Source organism: Enterobacter sp. SECR19-1250, from assembly GCF_013391025.1.
In the GTDB taxonomy this organism is placed as follows: Bacteria; Pseudomonadota; Gammaproteobacteria; order Enterobacterales; family Enterobacteriaceae; genus Enterobacter; species Enterobacter cloacae.
Genome location: NZ_JACASJ010000011.1, coordinates 60,745 through 75,498, shown reverse-complemented (window position 1 = coordinate 75,498; position 14,754 = coordinate 60,745). Strand labels below are relative to the sequence as shown.

At 54.1% G+C, this 14,754-nt stretch carries 12 protein-coding genes and 7 tRNA genes; 1 reads left to right on the top strand and 18 read right to left on the bottom strand.

Annotated features, from left to right (window positions below; translation table 11 throughout):
- Positions 1-303: 303 nt before the first annotated feature.
- The 10 genes from rihA to miaB form a co-directional block, all read right to left on the bottom strand.
- Positions 304-1,245, bottom strand: a complete 942-nt coding sequence (gene rihA, locus HX884_RS05020) for a pyrimidine-specific ribonucleoside hydrolase RihA (RefSeq protein ID WP_029882138.1) — start codon at positions 1,243-1,245, stop codon at positions 304-306.
- A 120-nt stretch (positions 1,246-1,365) separates the two neighbouring features.
- Entirely contained in the window at positions 1,366-2,091 is a 726-nt protein-coding gene (locus HX884_RS05015; RefSeq protein WP_014831084.1) for an amino acid ABC transporter ATP-binding protein, read from the bottom strand.
- Positions 2,091-2,765, bottom strand: coding sequence for a glutamate/aspartate ABC transporter permease GltK (gltK, locus tag HX884_RS05010; RefSeq protein ID WP_013097580.1), 675 nt, complete (start codon positions 2,763-2,765; stop codon positions 2,091-2,093). The genes HX884_RS05015 and gltK overlap by 1 nt, the downstream gene beginning before the upstream one ends.
- Complete coding sequence (locus HX884_RS05005; RefSeq protein WP_013097579.1) at positions 2,765-3,505, bottom strand: amino acid ABC transporter permease; 741 nt, start codon at positions 3,503-3,505, stop codon at positions 2,765-2,767. Before HX884_RS05005 ends, gltK begins: the two co-directional genes overlap by 1 nt.
- A 154-nt stretch (positions 3,506-3,659) precedes the next feature.
- Entirely contained in the window at positions 3,660-4,565 is a 906-nt protein-coding gene (locus HX884_RS05000) for an amino acid ABC transporter substrate-binding protein (RefSeq protein ID WP_014883004.1), read from the bottom strand.
- Positions 4,566-4,965: 400 nt separating this feature from the next.
- On the bottom strand, positions 4,966-6,504 hold the full coding sequence (gene lnt, locus HX884_RS04995) for an apolipoprotein N-acyltransferase (protein WP_178327789.1): 1,539 nt from the start codon (positions 6,502-6,504) through the stop codon (positions 4,966-4,968).
- 5 nt (positions 6,505-6,509) lie between these two features.
- A complete protein-coding gene (gene corC, locus HX884_RS04990) occupies positions 6,510-7,388 on the bottom strand; it encodes a CNNM family magnesium/cobalt transport protein CorC (protein WP_013097576.1) in 879 nt (292 codons plus the stop codon).
- An 89-nt stretch (positions 7,389-7,477) separates the two neighbouring features.
- Entirely contained in the window at positions 7,478-7,945 is a 468-nt protein-coding gene (ybeY, locus tag HX884_RS04985; RefSeq protein ID WP_003858677.1) for an rRNA maturation RNase YbeY, read from the bottom strand.
- Positions 7,942-8,988, bottom strand: a complete 1,047-nt coding sequence (locus HX884_RS04980; RefSeq protein WP_178327788.1) for a PhoH family protein — start codon at positions 8,986-8,988, stop codon at positions 7,942-7,944. The genes ybeY and HX884_RS04980 overlap by 4 nt, the downstream gene beginning before the upstream one ends.
- Positions 8,989-9,151: 163 nt before the next feature.
- Entirely contained in the window at positions 9,152-10,576 is a 1,425-nt protein-coding gene (gene miaB, locus HX884_RS04975) for a tRNA (N6-isopentenyl adenosine(37)-C2)-methylthiotransferase MiaB (RefSeq protein ID WP_013097574.1), read from the bottom strand.
- Between the two features lie 135 nt (positions 10,577-10,711).
- On the opposite strand from miaB, the gene ubiF reads away from it, so the two are divergent.
- On the top strand, positions 10,712-11,887 hold the full coding sequence (gene ubiF, locus HX884_RS04970; RefSeq protein WP_178327787.1) for a 3-demethoxyubiquinol 3-hydroxylase: 1,176 nt from the start codon (positions 10,712-10,714) through the stop codon (positions 11,885-11,887).
- Positions 11,888-11,992: 105 nt separating this feature from the next.
- Here the strand turns inward: ubiF and HX884_RS04965 are convergent.
- From HX884_RS04965 to asnB, 8 genes are all read right to left on the bottom strand, one after another.
- A tRNA-Gln gene (locus tag HX884_RS04965) sits at positions 11,993-12,067 on the bottom strand.
- A gap of 35 nt (positions 12,068-12,102) precedes the next feature.
- Positions 12,103-12,177 (bottom strand) — tRNA-Gln (locus HX884_RS04960).
- A gap of 39 nt (positions 12,178-12,216) precedes the next feature.
- Positions 12,217-12,293: transfer RNA gene (locus tag HX884_RS04955), tRNA-Met, on the bottom strand.
- 17 nt (positions 12,294-12,310) lie between these two features.
- Positions 12,311-12,386 (bottom strand) — tRNA-Gln (locus HX884_RS04950).
- A 32-nt stretch (positions 12,387-12,418) separates the two neighbouring features.
- A tRNA-Gln gene (locus HX884_RS04945) sits at positions 12,419-12,493 on the bottom strand.
- Between the two features lie 23 nt (positions 12,494-12,516).
- Positions 12,517-12,601 (bottom strand) — tRNA-Leu (locus HX884_RS04940).
- An 8-nt stretch (positions 12,602-12,609) separates the two neighbouring features.
- Positions 12,610-12,686 (bottom strand) — tRNA-Met (locus HX884_RS04935).
- A gap of 226 nt (positions 12,687-12,912) precedes the next feature.
- Positions 12,913-14,577, bottom strand: a complete 1,665-nt coding sequence (asnB, locus tag HX884_RS04930; protein ID WP_178327786.1) for an asparagine synthase B — start codon at positions 14,575-14,577, stop codon at positions 12,913-12,915.
- Between the last annotated feature and the right edge of the window lie 177 nt (positions 14,578-14,754).

Below are 14,754 nucleotides of genomic sequence, written 5' to 3'. Positions count from 1 at the left end.
AGGGCACGGTCAACACGTTTAATTTTATTTTTGACGTGCGCCCTGCCGGGAAGAGAGCGACCAAGGCTGGTCAGGGTCAGATCCGCACCGTGCGTGAGGGCAACGGCCATGGAAACAAGGACATTAATCCGGAAGCTGTGAACGTCCGGTAAAGACGCGGAGAAAAATTTCTGGCAGACTGTCTGTAAAGGCACGATGAGGTCTCTTCTGATTTGTTAGCGCAACCAGTAGATCACACTTCATCGTGCTTTTCATTTTTCTGGGGAACCCTCAGCCCACAGGGAGAGGGTTGGGGTGAGGGCATCAGGCCGCACTATAGTATGCGAGCCTCTCCGCCAGCAAATCCACAAACGCCTGCCGATCGATATCCACCATTAGCGTGGTATTCGGTTTATTGCCCGTCAGCGAATAGTAATCCACTACCGTCATCCCCTGGGTGTATTTCCCCTGGGTCTCCACACCAACCCAGCGCTCTACCGTGGTAAACATCTCAGGCTTCAGCAGCCAGGCAATGGTGCACGGGTCATGCAGCGGCGCGCCGTGGAAGCCCCATTTCTCAGCTTTGTGATATTCCATAAAGAAGTCGAGCAGCTCGGCCACGGTCGTGGCAACCGGGTTGCCAATCGCACGAAAACGCTCGATGTCATTCGCCATAATCTGCGCCCGGTGGGTAACATCCAGTCCGGCCATCACAATCGGCAAGCCCGACTGGAAGACGATCTCCGCCGCTTCCGGGTCGACAAAGATGTTGAACTCCGCCGCAGGCGTCCAGTTACCCAGCCCCATGGCTCCGCCCATAATCACGATACGGGCAATTTTGCTGTGCAGTTCAGGATGGCTGTTCAGCAGCAGCGCAACGTTGGTTTGCGGGCCCGTTGCTACCAGCGTGACGGGTTCGGCACTCTCGCGTAGTACCTTTGCCATCAGCTCCACGGCGGTACAGGATTGCGGGGCGAAACCTGGTTCCGGCAGCGCCGGGCCGTCCAGGCCGCTTTCTCCGTGTACGTTGTCGGCAATGATCAGTTCACGCATCAGCGGTTTGACCGCGCCACCGGCCACGGGAATATCGGGGCGCTTTAGCAAGGTCAGCATACGCAGGACGTTGCGCAGGGTTTTATCCGGCGTCTGGTTGCCGGCAGATGAGGTGACAGCTTTGACTTCAAGTTCAGGGGAGGCAAGTGCAAGGACGAGGGCAATCGCATCATCATGACCCGGATCGCAATCGAAAATAATAGGCTGTGCTATAGCGTTCTCCATACGTAGCGTTATTTTGTGACAAGGTTAACGCTGCAATGTGACGCCGACGAGAAGCAGAGATTGAAAGCGTGAGACAGTGCGCAATCCGAAGATTGCGCACTGAGAAGATTAATGCAGGATTTTAGCCAGGAAGTCTTTAGCGCGTTCGGATTTCGGGTTGGCGAAGAACTCTTCTTTCGGCGAGTCTTCAACGATCTTGCCTTCATCCATAAAGATCACGCGGTTTGCCACTTTGCGGGCGAAGCCCATTTCGTGGGTCACCACCATCATGGTCATTCCTTCGTGGGCCAGTTCAACCATGACGTCCAGCACTTCGTTGATCATTTCGGGATCGAGTGCGGAGGTCGGTTCGTCGAACAGCATTGCCACCGGATCCATACACAGTGCGCGAGCAATCGCCACACGCTGCTGTTGGCCGCCGGAAAGCTGTGCCGGGAACTTATCGGCGTGCGCAGAAAGCCCCACGCGATCCAGAAGCTTCAGCCCTTTCTCACGCGCCGCTTTTTTGTCACGCTTAAGCACTTTCACCTGCGCCAGCGTCAGGTTCTCGATGATGGAGAGGTGAGGGAACAATTCAAAATGCTGGAACACCATCCCCACGTGGGAGCGAAGCTGGGCAAGGTTGGTTTTCTTGTCGTTCACTTTGGTGCCGTTAACAACAATTTCACCCTGCTGCACAGGCTCCAGACCATTAACCGTTTTGATCAGCGTCGATTTACCGGAACCGGACGGCCCGCACACTACCACCACATCACCTTTTTTGACTTCGGTGGAGCAGTCGGTCAGCACCTGAAAGTGCCCATACCATTTAGAAACATTTTTCAGGGAAATCATTATACCGTCCTTTTCTTCAGCCAACTGACCAACAGCGACGCGCTTAAACTAATCACAAAATAGACCGCACCTGCGAAGAGCACCATCTCAACCTGCGTACCATCTCGCTCACCGATGGTGGACGCGGTACGGAAGAAGTCTGCCAGGCTCAGGACATATACCAGAGAGGTATCCTGGAACAGCACGATGCCCTGGGTCAGCAGGAGGGGAACCATGGCGCGAAACGCCTGCGGCAGAATAATGAGTTGCATGGACTGCCAGTGGGTCATCCCCAGCGCCAGCGCCGCGCTGGACTGCCCGCGTGAGATACTCTGTATGCCCGCACGGATGATCTCGGAATAGTAAGCGGCCTCAAACATGGAGAACGCAACCATCGCGGAAATCAGGCGGATATCGGTTTTCGGTGACAGTCCCAGAACGTTTTGCAGGAATCCGGGAACAATCAGGTAAAACCACAGCAGCACCATCACCAGCGGGATAGAGCGGAAAACGTTAACGTAGGCAGTGGCAAACCAGGCGAGCGGTTTGAAGCTCGACAGGCGCATTACCGCCAGCAGGGTGCCCCAGACGATACCGACGATGATGGCGATCGCCGTGATTTTTAAGGTGATCACCAGGCCATCCAGCAGGTACGGCATGGAAGGAACAATGGAACTCCAGTCAAATTCGTACATTATTTGCCCCCCAGATTGCCCGGCAGGCGAATTTTGCGTTCAACCAGGTTCATCACCAGCATGATGAAAGCGTTAATCAGAACATACGCGAGCGTAATTGCAGTGAAGGATTCCCACGCGTGGGCGGAATAATCCAGCAGTTTACCCGCCTGCGCCGCCATATCGACCAGACCGATCGTGGAGGCGATGGCCGAGTTTTTGACCAGGTTCATCATCTCTGAGGTCATCGGTGGAACAATGACGCGGTAGGCGTTAGGCAGCAGGACGTAGCGGTAGGTTTGCGGCAGCGTTAACCCCATCGCCAGACCCGCGTTCTTTTGTCCACGCGGCAGCGACTGAATAGCGGCGCGTACCTGCTCGCACACGCGTGCGGCGGTAAACAGCCCCAGACACATCATCGAGGAGACAAAGAACTGTACGTTAGGATCCAGTTCCGACTTGAACCACATGCCAATATTTTCCGGCAGCAGTTCAGGAACGACCAGATACCAGGTAAAGAACTGCACGATCAGCGGAACGTTACGGAACAGTTCCACATACAGCGTGCCGATAGAAGAGAGAAAACGGTTAGGGACGGTGCGCAGAATACCGAACAGTGAACCGACAAGGAACGCAATAATCCACGCCGTTATCGATAACGCAACGGTAACCTGAAAGCCGCTCCACAGCCAGCCAAGATAGGTTGTGTTGCCGAACGGGGCTTGTTGCAGAAATATGCCCCAGTTCCAGTCTATTGACATAATAAACTCCAGAAAAAAAGGGTAGCAGCGCTACCCTCGAAGATTGGTGAGAAGCTCATTTTTCGCGCTGAGTGGGGAACGACCACTCAACGTATAGTCTGTCCATGCTTCCCGACAATCGAGAGGGCAGGAGATCCTGCCCCTGTAGTTCTAATTAGTTAAGAGCCTTGTCATTTGGTGATTTGAACAGTGCTTTCATGTCGTCAGACAGTTCAAAGTTCATGTTGAGATTTTTGGGTGGAATTGGGTTCTTGAACCATTTGTCGAACCATTTTTCCGCTTCACCGGAGGTTTGCACCTGGGCGATGGTGTCATCGATCAGCTTCTTAAACTGCGGATCGTCTTTACGCAGCATACAGCCGTAGGCTTCTTTCGACTGGGCGGTACCAACGATATCCCAGTTGTCCGGCTTCTTCGCTTTTGCACGTTCGCCAGCCAGCAGAGCATCATCCATCATAAACGCGACGGCACGGCCACTTTCCAGCGTACGGAAGGAGTCACCATGGTCTTTCGCGCTGATGATGCGCATATCCATTTTCTTCTCGTCGTTCAGTTTGTGCAGCAGCACTTCTGAGGTTGTCCCGGAGGTCACAACAACGGCTTTGCCTTTCAGGTCAGCAAAATCTTTGATGTCACCGCCTTTTTTGGTCAGTAGACGGGTCCCCACCACAAAGATGGTGTCGGAGAAGGCGGCCTGTTTCTGACGCTCCAGGTTGTTGGTGGTTGAGCCACACTCAAAATCGAAGGTGCCGTTTTGCAGCAGTGGGATACGGTTCTGCGAGGTGATTGGAATCAGTTTTACCTGCAGGTCGGGTTTGTTCAGCTTTTTCTTCACGGCCTCAACGATGGCGTTAGAGTAGTCCTGTGAATAGCCCACGACTTTTTGCGTGTTGTCGTAGTAAGAGAACGGGACAGAAGATTCACGGTGGCCGACCACGATCACGCCGTTTTTGGCAATCTTGTCGAGAGTGCTGCCGGCTGCCGGCGCGTCTTCAGCGTGTACAACGCCTGCGGACATCCCCATTACCAGCATTGCTGTGGCCAGTTTACGTAATTGCATACCCAACTCCTTTCTTATCAGCGTCAGTGACGCATTGATACCCATTGTGATGTTGTTATATCTCGCGCTATGCGAGTGCAGTGTTATGCAAGCTTGTTAACATTTAGTCTGGCTTAATGTAAAGATTTTGCTGCGTTATTGTTTATTTTTGCGAAGCGCGCCGCACCATTCCGAGGCAGAAATCTCTCGTTGCACCGTTTCGGTGCTACCGGCGATCTATGCTGGTGCGACAAGGTTGCACACGAAGCCAAACTGCGTTTACCTGAATAAACAAAGCAATAGGCGTGCCAGAATTGAAATTTGGGAGGGAACTGTCGGGTGGCGGCTACGCCTTACCCGACCGACGAAGCGAAATGTAGGCCGGGGAAGCGTCAGCGCCACCCGGCAACAGAAGGTAAGATTAGCGACGACGCTGACGAAGGCTCATCAGCACAGCCCCAAAGCCAAACAGGGCGGTCAGGATCCACAGCGGCCAGTTGCCGGTGCGGGCATATGGCGTCAGGCCGCTTGTCGGCGTGACTTTAGCCGTCAACACTTCGCGCGTAAACTGCGGGATCATGGCCTGAATTTCTCCCCGCGGTCCAATCACGGCGGTGATGCCATTGTTGGTGCTGCGCAACAGCGGACGCGCCAGCTCCAGTGAACGCATCCGCGCCATCTGGAAGTGCTGCCACGGACCAATCGACTTACCGAACCAGGCATCATTAGAGATAGTCAGCAGGAAGTCCGTATCCGGACGGAAGTTGTCGCGCACCTGTTCACCGAGGATGACCTCGTAGCAAATGGCCGCCGTCAGGGCAAAGCCGTGTGCATGCAGCTGCGGCTGCACATACGGACCCCGACTGAAAGAGGACATTGGCAGGTCAAAGAACGGTGCCAGCGGACGCAGTATCGATTCCAGCGGAACAAACTCGCCAAACGGAACAAGGTGATTCTTGTTATACCGGTCAGTCGAGGTGTAGCTGTAGTCGCTGTCTTTGCCGAGCGTAATGATGGTGTTGTAGGTATCGTAGCGGTTCTGCTGATTCAGACGCGCATCTACTATCCCGGTGATCAGCGTACTGCCGCGCGCGCGCAGCAGATCGTTCATCATGTTGAGAAACGGTTGCTGGTTAATTTCCAGATCCGGAATGGCAGATTCAGGCCAGATGATCAGCTGTGATTTACCCATCACCTCTTCAGTGGCGTTGGCGTAAATTTTCAGCGTGTTCAGCAGCTCTTTTTCATCCCACTTCATCGCCTGCGGAATATTTCCCTGCACCATCGATACCTGTGTGGCGCGCTCTGGCATCAGGGTATACCACTGGATATAACGCAGCGGGAAGGGCAGAGCGAAAAGAACCAGCGCCACCACCAGTGGTTTCCAGTTACGCGTAACCAGCGCCAGCACCAGCAGGCCGCTCACCACCATCAGCAGGAAGTTAATGGCTTCAACGCCCATTACTGGCGCCAGACCTTTCAGCGGGCCGTCAATCTGGCTGTAGCCAAACTGCAGCCACGGGAAGCCGGTCAGCACCCAGCCGCGCAGAAACTCGGTAATCTGCCAGACCACGGGAGCCGCAATGGCAACGCGCAGCCAGCTGGTTTTAGGCCACAGGCGGGAAAGAATGCCCGCAAACAGACCGGTGTAGAGCGAGAGATAGGCGGCCAGCAGAACCACAAGGAAGACGTTAACCGGCCCCGGCATACCTCCAAACTGGGCGATGCTGACGTAGACCCAGTTGATGCCGGATCCAAACAGCCCCAGCCCCCAGAAGTAGCCAATGGCTGCAGCCTGAACGGGACGACGATTCAGGGTTAACCCCTGTAACCCCATCAGGGAGAGAATGGCTGCAGGCCAGATATCGTAAGGAGAAAAAGCCAGCGTACCGCTGGCTCCGAGTAACAGCGCCAGCAGCAAACGGACGCGCTGGCGTTCAAGCAGTGGGGCAAATGCCATTTACATTAATCTTCCAGTTTTGGCACCGGTGAGTCGTCCGGCGTTCTGACATGAACCTGTATAATACGTCGGCTGTCGGCCATCGCCACTTTGAACTGGTAACCATCGATGTCAACGGTTTCGCCGCGGGCAGGAAGATGACCAAAGGCCTGCATCACCAGCCCACCAATGGTATCCACCTCTTCATCGCTGAAGTGGGTGCCGAAGGCGTCGTTGAAATCCTCAATGGAGGCCAGAGCGCGAACGGTCCACGTATGGCGGCTAAGCTGACGGAAGTCGATATCTTCTTCTTCGTCATACTCGTCTTCGATCTCGCCCACGATCAGCTCAAGAATATCCTCGATCGTGACAAGGCCTGACACGCCGCCAAATTCATCAATCACAATCGCCATGTGGTAACGCTGGGAGCGAAACTCTTTCAGCATCCGATCCACACGTTTACTTTCCGGCACAACCACGGCCTGGCGTAACACTTTTTCCATGCTGAAGGCTTCGGCATCGCTGCGCATAAACGGCAGCAGATCTTTGGCCATCAAAATCCCTTCGATGTGATCTTTGTCTTCGCTGATGACCGGGAAACGGGAGTGAGCGGATTCGATAATCACATCGAGGCATTCATCGAGGCTCTGGTTACGTTTCAGGGTGATCATCTGCGAGCGGGGGATCATGATATCGCGAACGCGCTGGTCGGCGATGTCCATTACCCCTTCGAGCATTTCGCGCGTATCTTCGTCGATAAGATCGTTTTGCCCGGAATCACGAATCAGCTCCAGCAGTTCATCACGGTTTTTGGGCTCACCATGGAAAAGCTGGCTCAGAATGAGGGAGAAAAATCCCTTTTTACTGTTTGTCGTGTCGCTACTGTGTGAATTGTCGTCGCTCATGGCGTTTGTTAAGGGTTCTCTCGTCAGTTCAATGTTTACCGCCGCGCTATTTCCTTACGCGGCGGCATGTTAGTCAGTCGGTTGTCTGACTATTCTTTCTCGGCAATGTACGGATCCTCATAGCCCAGAGCAAGCATTATCTCTGTCTCAAGGGACTCCATCTCTTCCGCTTCGTCATCTTCAATATGATCGTAGCCCAGCAGGTGCAGGCTTCCATGGACGACCATATGCGCCCAGTGGGCCTCGAGCGGCTTTTGCTGCTCTTTGGCTTCCTGTTCCACCACCTGACGGCAGATGATCAGATCGCCGAGCAGCGGCATTTCAATACCCGGTGGGGCTTCGAACGGGAAAGAGAGCACGTTGGTTGGCTTATCTTTCCCGCGGTAGGTCAGGTTAAGCTCATGGCTTTCTGCTTCATCCACCAGGCGAATCGTGACTTCTGACTCTTCCTGAAACTGGGGGATAACAGCATCCAGCCATTTCTGAAACTGCGCCTCTTCTGGCATGCCGGAATTATCTTCACAGGCCAGCTGTAAATCGAGGATCACCTGACTCATTTCTGTTCTTGCTCCTGCGCTTCGCGCTTACGTTCTGCGGCCAGTTCGGCCTTACGCTTCTGATCGGCCTCTTCCCAGGCTTCATAGGCGTTAACGATACGCGCGACCACCGGGTGGCGTACCACGTCTTCACTGTGGAAGAAGTTAAAGCTGATTTCGTCCACCTCAGCCAGCACTTCGATGGCGTGGCGCAGGCCCGATTTGGTGCTGCGCGGCAGGTCAATCTGGGTGACGTCACCGGTGATAACCGCTTTCGAATTGAAGCCGATACGCGTCAGGAACATCTTCATCTGTTCGATGGTGGTGTTCTGGCTCTCATCCAGAATAATGAACGCATCGTTAAGGGTACGGCCACGCATGTAGGCCAGCGGGGCGACTTCAATCACGTTACGCTCAATAAGCTTCTCAACTTTCTCAAAGCCCAACATTTCGAACAGCGCGTCGTACAGGGGGCGCAGATAAGGATCCACCTTCTGACTCAGGTCCCCCGGCAGGAAGCCGAGTTTTTCACCTGCTTCAACAGCCGGGCGGGTCAGCAGAATACGGCGGATCTCCTGGCGCTCCAGCGCATCAACCGCAGCGGCGACGGCCAGATAGGTTTTACCTGTACCCGCCGGACCTACGCCGAAGGTGATGTCATGGTCGAGAATGTTGGCAATGTACTGCGTCTGGTTCGGTGTACGCGGCTTAATGACGCCACGTTTGGTCTTGATATTTATGGCTTTGCCATAGTCCGGCATGCTTTCTGCGCTCTGCTCAAGCACGCGCGCCTCTTTAATGGCGAGGTGAATTTGTTCCGGTTCGATATCCTGAATTTCGCCACGCATCGGGGCGGTATCAACATACAGGTTACGCAGGATGTCCGCAGCCGCATTGACGCAGATAGGGCGTCCGGTGAGTTTGAAATGATTATCGCGACGATTGATTTCGATACCCAGACGTCGCTCCAGTTGTTTGATGTTGTCATCAAACGGCCCGCACAGGCTCAGCAGGCGAGCGTTGTCTGCGGGCGTTAGGCTAATTTCAAGCGTGTCTATGTTCAAACTGTTCCTCTTTGATTGGTTAACTGGCCCGGCGCCCTCAGGCGTAATAAAACGGTCATTACCGAAATTATTCACGCCATGGAAAAAAGGCGCAAGCGTTGCGGAAGATATTGGGGACGTTGAGAGGAAATACAAGGCCTGCCGGGAAGGCAGGCCTGAAGGATTATGGCTGGTAAACCCGAACGCCAGAATCGTTTTCTTTACGCGTGCGGGAAATGACGGATTCAGGAGATTGCGCAATGCGCAGCCCCATCTCATCTTCGGTGCGCACCAGTTTTCCGCGCAGCGAGTTGGTCAGCACTTCCACAATCTCGACGTCCACAAATTTACCGATCATGTCCGGGGTGCCTTCGAAATTCACCACGCGGTTGTTTTCGGTACGGCCTGAGAGTTCCATGATGCTCTTACGGGAGGTGCCTTCCACCAGAATACGCTGGACGGTGCCGAGCATGCGGCGGCTCCAGGCGTTGGCCTGCTGGTTGATACGCTCCTGCAGAATATACAGACGCTGTTTTTTCTCTTCTTCCGGGACATCGTCAACCATATCGGCCGCCGGTGTGCCAGGGCGCGCAGAGAAAATAAAGCTATAGCTGACATCAAAATTCACTTCGCCGATGAGCTTCATGGTGCGTTCGAAGTCGTCAGCGGTTTCACCAGGGAAGCCAACGATAAAGTCGGAACTTATCTGGATATCCGGACGCGCTTCACGCAGCTTACGAATGGTGGATTTGTACTCCAGCACCGTATGCGGACGCCCCATCAGGTTCAGCACGCGATCAGAGCCGCACTGAATCGGCAAATGCAGGAAGCTCACCAGCTCCGGCGTATCGCGGTAAACGTCGATAATATCGTCGGTGAATTCCATTGGATGGCTGGTGGTAAAGCGAATACGGTCGATACCGTCAATCGCAGCTACCAGGCGCAGCAGTTCAGCAAAGCTGCCGGTGGTGCCGTCGTAGTTCTCACCACGCCAGGCGTTCACGTTCTGCCCCAGCAGGTTCACCTCGCGTACGCCCTGTGCGGCAAGCTGCGCGATTTCAAACAGAATATCGTCTGCCGGGCGGCTCACTTCCTCACCACGGGTATAAGGCACCACACAATAAGTGCAGTATTTGTTGCAGCCTTCCATGATTGAGACGAACGCGGTCGGGCCATCCGCACGCGGCTCGGGCAGACGGTCAAATTTTTCGATCTCCGGGAAGCTGACATCAACGACCGGGCTACGATCGCCGCGCACCTTGTTGATCATTTCCGGCAGGCGGTGCAGGGTCTGGGGGCCAAAGACAATATCCACATAGGGGGCTCTCTGACGAATCAGCTTACCTTCCTGCGACGCAACGCAGCCACCCACACCGATGATCAGGTCCGGATTTTTTCGTTTGAGAAGTTTCCAGCGACCTAAAACGTGAAAAACTTTTTCCTGCGCTTTTTCACGAATTGAGCAGGTATTCAGCAGCAGCACATCGGCTTCTTTCGCATTTTCAGTCAGCTGGTATCCGTGGGTGGTATCCAGCAGATCGGCCATCTTGGATGAATCGTATTCGTTCATCTGACAGCCCCAGGTTTTTATATGGAGTTTTTTAGTCATCGACTTGCTCAGCTCAGGATTGCAAGCCGTGTATTGTAATGCTTTGGTGGGGTTGTGACCAGTATGAAGGTTATGCGTCTCAGGACCGCAAAAATCCGGTAAACTTAAGGGATTCTCCAATAAGGAAAAGTGACCATGACACTCCAACACACCGAAATTGCCGTTGTCGGCGGCGGTATGGTCGGCGGCGCGCTGGCGCTGGGGCTGGCGCAGCAGGGATTTGAGGTAACGGTTATTGAGCAGGCGGCACCTGCTGAGTTTGACCCGACGGCAAAGCCGGATGTCCGCATTTCCGCCATCAGCGCGGCCTCTGTTGATTTGCTTCGCGGGCTGGGCGTCTGGGAGGCGGTGCTCGATATGCGGGCTCACCCTTACAGTCGCCTTGAAACCTGGGAATGGGAAAATGCCCACGTCGCGTTTGATGCCGCCGAGCTGAAGCTGCCGCGTCTGGGCTATATGGTGGAAAACAACGTCCTCCAGCGGGCGCTCTGGCAGGCGCTGGAGGCGCATCCGAAGGTGACGCTGTGTGTTCCTGCGTCGCTGAAGGCGCTGCATCCTCACAATAGCGGCTACACGCTGACGCTCGACAGCGGCGATGAACTGGCTGTGAAGCTGGTCATTGGGGCTGACGGTGCTCACTCGCAGGTCAGACAGATGGCGGGCATCGGTGTTCATGCCTGGCAGTATGAGCAGTCCTGTATGCTGATCACCGTTCAGTGTGAAAATGCGCCGGGAGAGAGTACCTGGCAGCACTTTACCCCGAATGGTCCGCATGCCTTTTTACCGCTGTTCGATAACTGGGCGTCGCTGGTGTGGTACGACAAACCGGCGCGCATTCGCCAGCTACAGGGGCTGTCAATGGAGCAGTTGCAGCGTGAAATTCTGCAACACTTCCCGGACCGTCTTGGACATATCACGCCGGTTGCCGCAGGGGCGTTTCCTCTTACACGTCGCCATGCGCTGCAGTATGCCCGTGAAGGGCTGGCGCTGGTGGGCGATGCGGCGCACACCATTCATCCCCTGGCGGGGCAGGGCGTGAATCTCGGGTATCGTGACGTTGACGCTTTACTGGATGTGCTGGGCAATGCACGCGCGCATGCGGAGGCCTGGTCAAGCCATCACGTACTCAAGCGCTACCAGACGCGACGTATGGCGGATAACTTCATCATGCAGTCGGGGATGGATCTGTTCTATGCCGGTTTCAGCAATGATCTGGCCCCGGTGCGTATTCTGCGTAACATTGGATTGATGGCGGCAGAACGCGCCGGCGGCTTGAAGCGCCAGGCGCTGAAATACGCTCTCGGACTCTAATCCTTTTACCCTCTCCCCGTGGGAGAGGTCCAGGGTGAGGGCATCAGGCCGCACAATTCTGTACAAAAACAAAAAAGCCCGCAGAGCGGGCTTGTTTGTTTTAAGTGGCTGGGGTGCAGGGATTCGAACCCCGGAATGCTGGTATCAGAAACCAGAGCCTTACCGCTTGGCGACACCCCAATTGCGTTAAACGTACTGCTTAACGACTTTTAAATTGGCTGGGGTACGAGGATTCGAACCTCGGAATGCCGGAATCAGAATCCGGTGCCTTACCGCTTGGCGATACCCCAACAATTTTTTATTACCGAAACAGATCGATAATCTTAATATGGTGGCTACGACGGGATTCGAACCTGTGACCCCATCATTATGAGTGATGTGCTCTAACCAACTGAGCTACGTAGCCAGTACTGCGTTCTTCGATGGCTGGGGTACCTGGATTCGGAACCAGGGAATGCCGGTATCAAAAACCGGTGCCTTACCGCTTGGCGATACCCCAATACCGCGGAGAACCGCATGATCGAAGAAATATGGCTGGGGTACCTGGATTCGAACCAGGGAATGCCGGTATCAAAAACCGGTGCCTTACCGCTTGGCGATACCCCATCCGTGCAACGCTTACCTGGGAATGGTGCGGGAGGCGAGACTTGAACTCGCACACCTTGCGGCGCCAGAACCTAAATCTGGTGCGTCTACCAATTTCGCCACTCCCGCAAAAAAGATGGTGGCTACGACGGGATTCGAACCTGTGACCCCATCATTATGAGTGATGTGCTCTAACCAACTGAGCTACGTAGCCATCTTTTTTCGCGTTACCTTATCGGCGTTGCGGGGCGCATTATGCGTATAGACCCTTGCAGCGTCAACACCTTTTTCAACGAAAATGGCCTGAATGTGACTGTTTGGTTAGGTTGCGAACAGCGTGACCGAATATTCGGCAATTATTGGTTATTAATCGATTTTAGACGGTGAAATGTAAGGCAAATAAAAACAGGCCCCGCAGGGCCTGATGTTCAAATACGTGTTTATTTATAGGCAGACTGGTGAACGCCTACCGCACGTCCTGATGGATCGTTCATCGCTTTGAAAGATTCATCCCATTCAATGGCTTTCGCTGAAGAGCAGGCCACTGAAGGACCGCCTGGCACACACTCAGCAGCACTCGGTACCGGGAACAGTTCTTCGAAGATCTCACGGTACAGATACGCTTCTTTAGAGCCTGGCGTGTTGTACGGGAAGCGGAAGCTTGCTGTTTCCAGTTGTTGGTCTGAAACCTGTTTCGCCGCCACCTCTTTCAGGGTGTCGATCCAGCTGTAGCCAACGCCATCCGAGAACTGCTCTTTCTGACGCCACGCCACGCTCGCCGGCAGGTAGGATTCAAAACATTCACGCAGGATATGTTTTTCCATTTTACCGTTGCCGCACATTTTGTCCTGCGGGTTAATGCGCATGGCCACGTCGAGGAATTTTTTATCCAGGAACGGAACGCGCGCTTCAACACCCCATGCGGACATCGCTTTGTTAGCACGTGCGCAGTCAAACATGTGCAGCGCCTGCAGTTTACGTACGGTCTCTTCATGCAGCTCTTTCGCGTTCGGCGCTTTATGGAAGTACAGGTAACCGCCAAACACTTCATCAGAACCTTCACCTGACAACACCATCTTGATGCCCATTGCTTTAATCTTACGGGACATCAGGTACATAGGGGTGGATGCGCGAATAGTCGTCACATCATAGGTTTCAATGTGATAGATCACGTCGCGGATCGCATCCAGACCTTCCTGCACGGTGAAATGAATTTCATGGTGCACGGTGCCGAGGTGGTTCGCCACGTCCTGCGCGGCTTTCAGATCCGGTGCACCTTCCAGCCCTACGGCAAAGGAGTGCAGCTGCGGCCACCAGGCTTCTGAACGCTCCTGAACTTCAACACGACGCGCCGCAAATTTCTTGGTGATGGCTGAAATAACGGAGGAGTCCAGCCCGCCGGAGAGCAGCACACCGTAAGGCACGTCTGACATCAGGTGGCTTTTAACGGAATCTTCCAGCGCCTGACGCAGCTCGGCTTTGTCAGTCACGTTGTCTTTTACCGCATCATAGTCAAACCAGTCGCGCTGGTAGTACTGACGGATTTCACCATCTTTGCTCCACAGGTAACTACCTGCCGGGAACTCTTTAATGGTGCGGCATACCGGCACCAGCGCTTTCATTTCAGACGCAACATAGAAGTTGCCGTGTTCATCATGGCCCATATACAGCGGAATGATACCAATGTGGTCGCGGCCGATCAGATAAGCGTCTTTTTCGCTGTCGTACAGGGCGAATGCAAACATACCCTGCAGGTCGTCCAGGAACTCAGGGCCTTTCTCCTGATACAGCGCCAGAATGACTTCACAGTCAGAGCCGGTCTGGAAGGCATAGCGATCGCCATACTCGGCACGCAGCGCCTGATGGTTATAGATTTCACCGTTTACAGCCAGCGCGTGTGTTTTTTTCTCGTTATACAGCGGCTGTGCACCGGCGTTGACGTCCACAATCGACAGACGTTCATGAGCCAGAATTGCTTTGTCACTGGCGTAAATACCGGACCAGTCCGGGCCGCGATGGCGCATCAGGCGGGACAGCTCGAGTGCTTTTTTACGCAGTTCGCCCGCGTCAGTTTTAATATCCAGTACGCCAAAAATTGAACACATAACCTTCTCCGTTAACCCTGTTGCTTTGTAATGTTGCTTGCTTATGAAAATGCCGCAAAGGAGAAGAGCGCGCAAGGGTTTTACCGGGTTAAACGAAAATAGTGCAATGGTGATTGCGGAATGTTGAAAAAAGAGTATGCCATGAACAGTTTTATTGATGATTATGCAATGAATTGG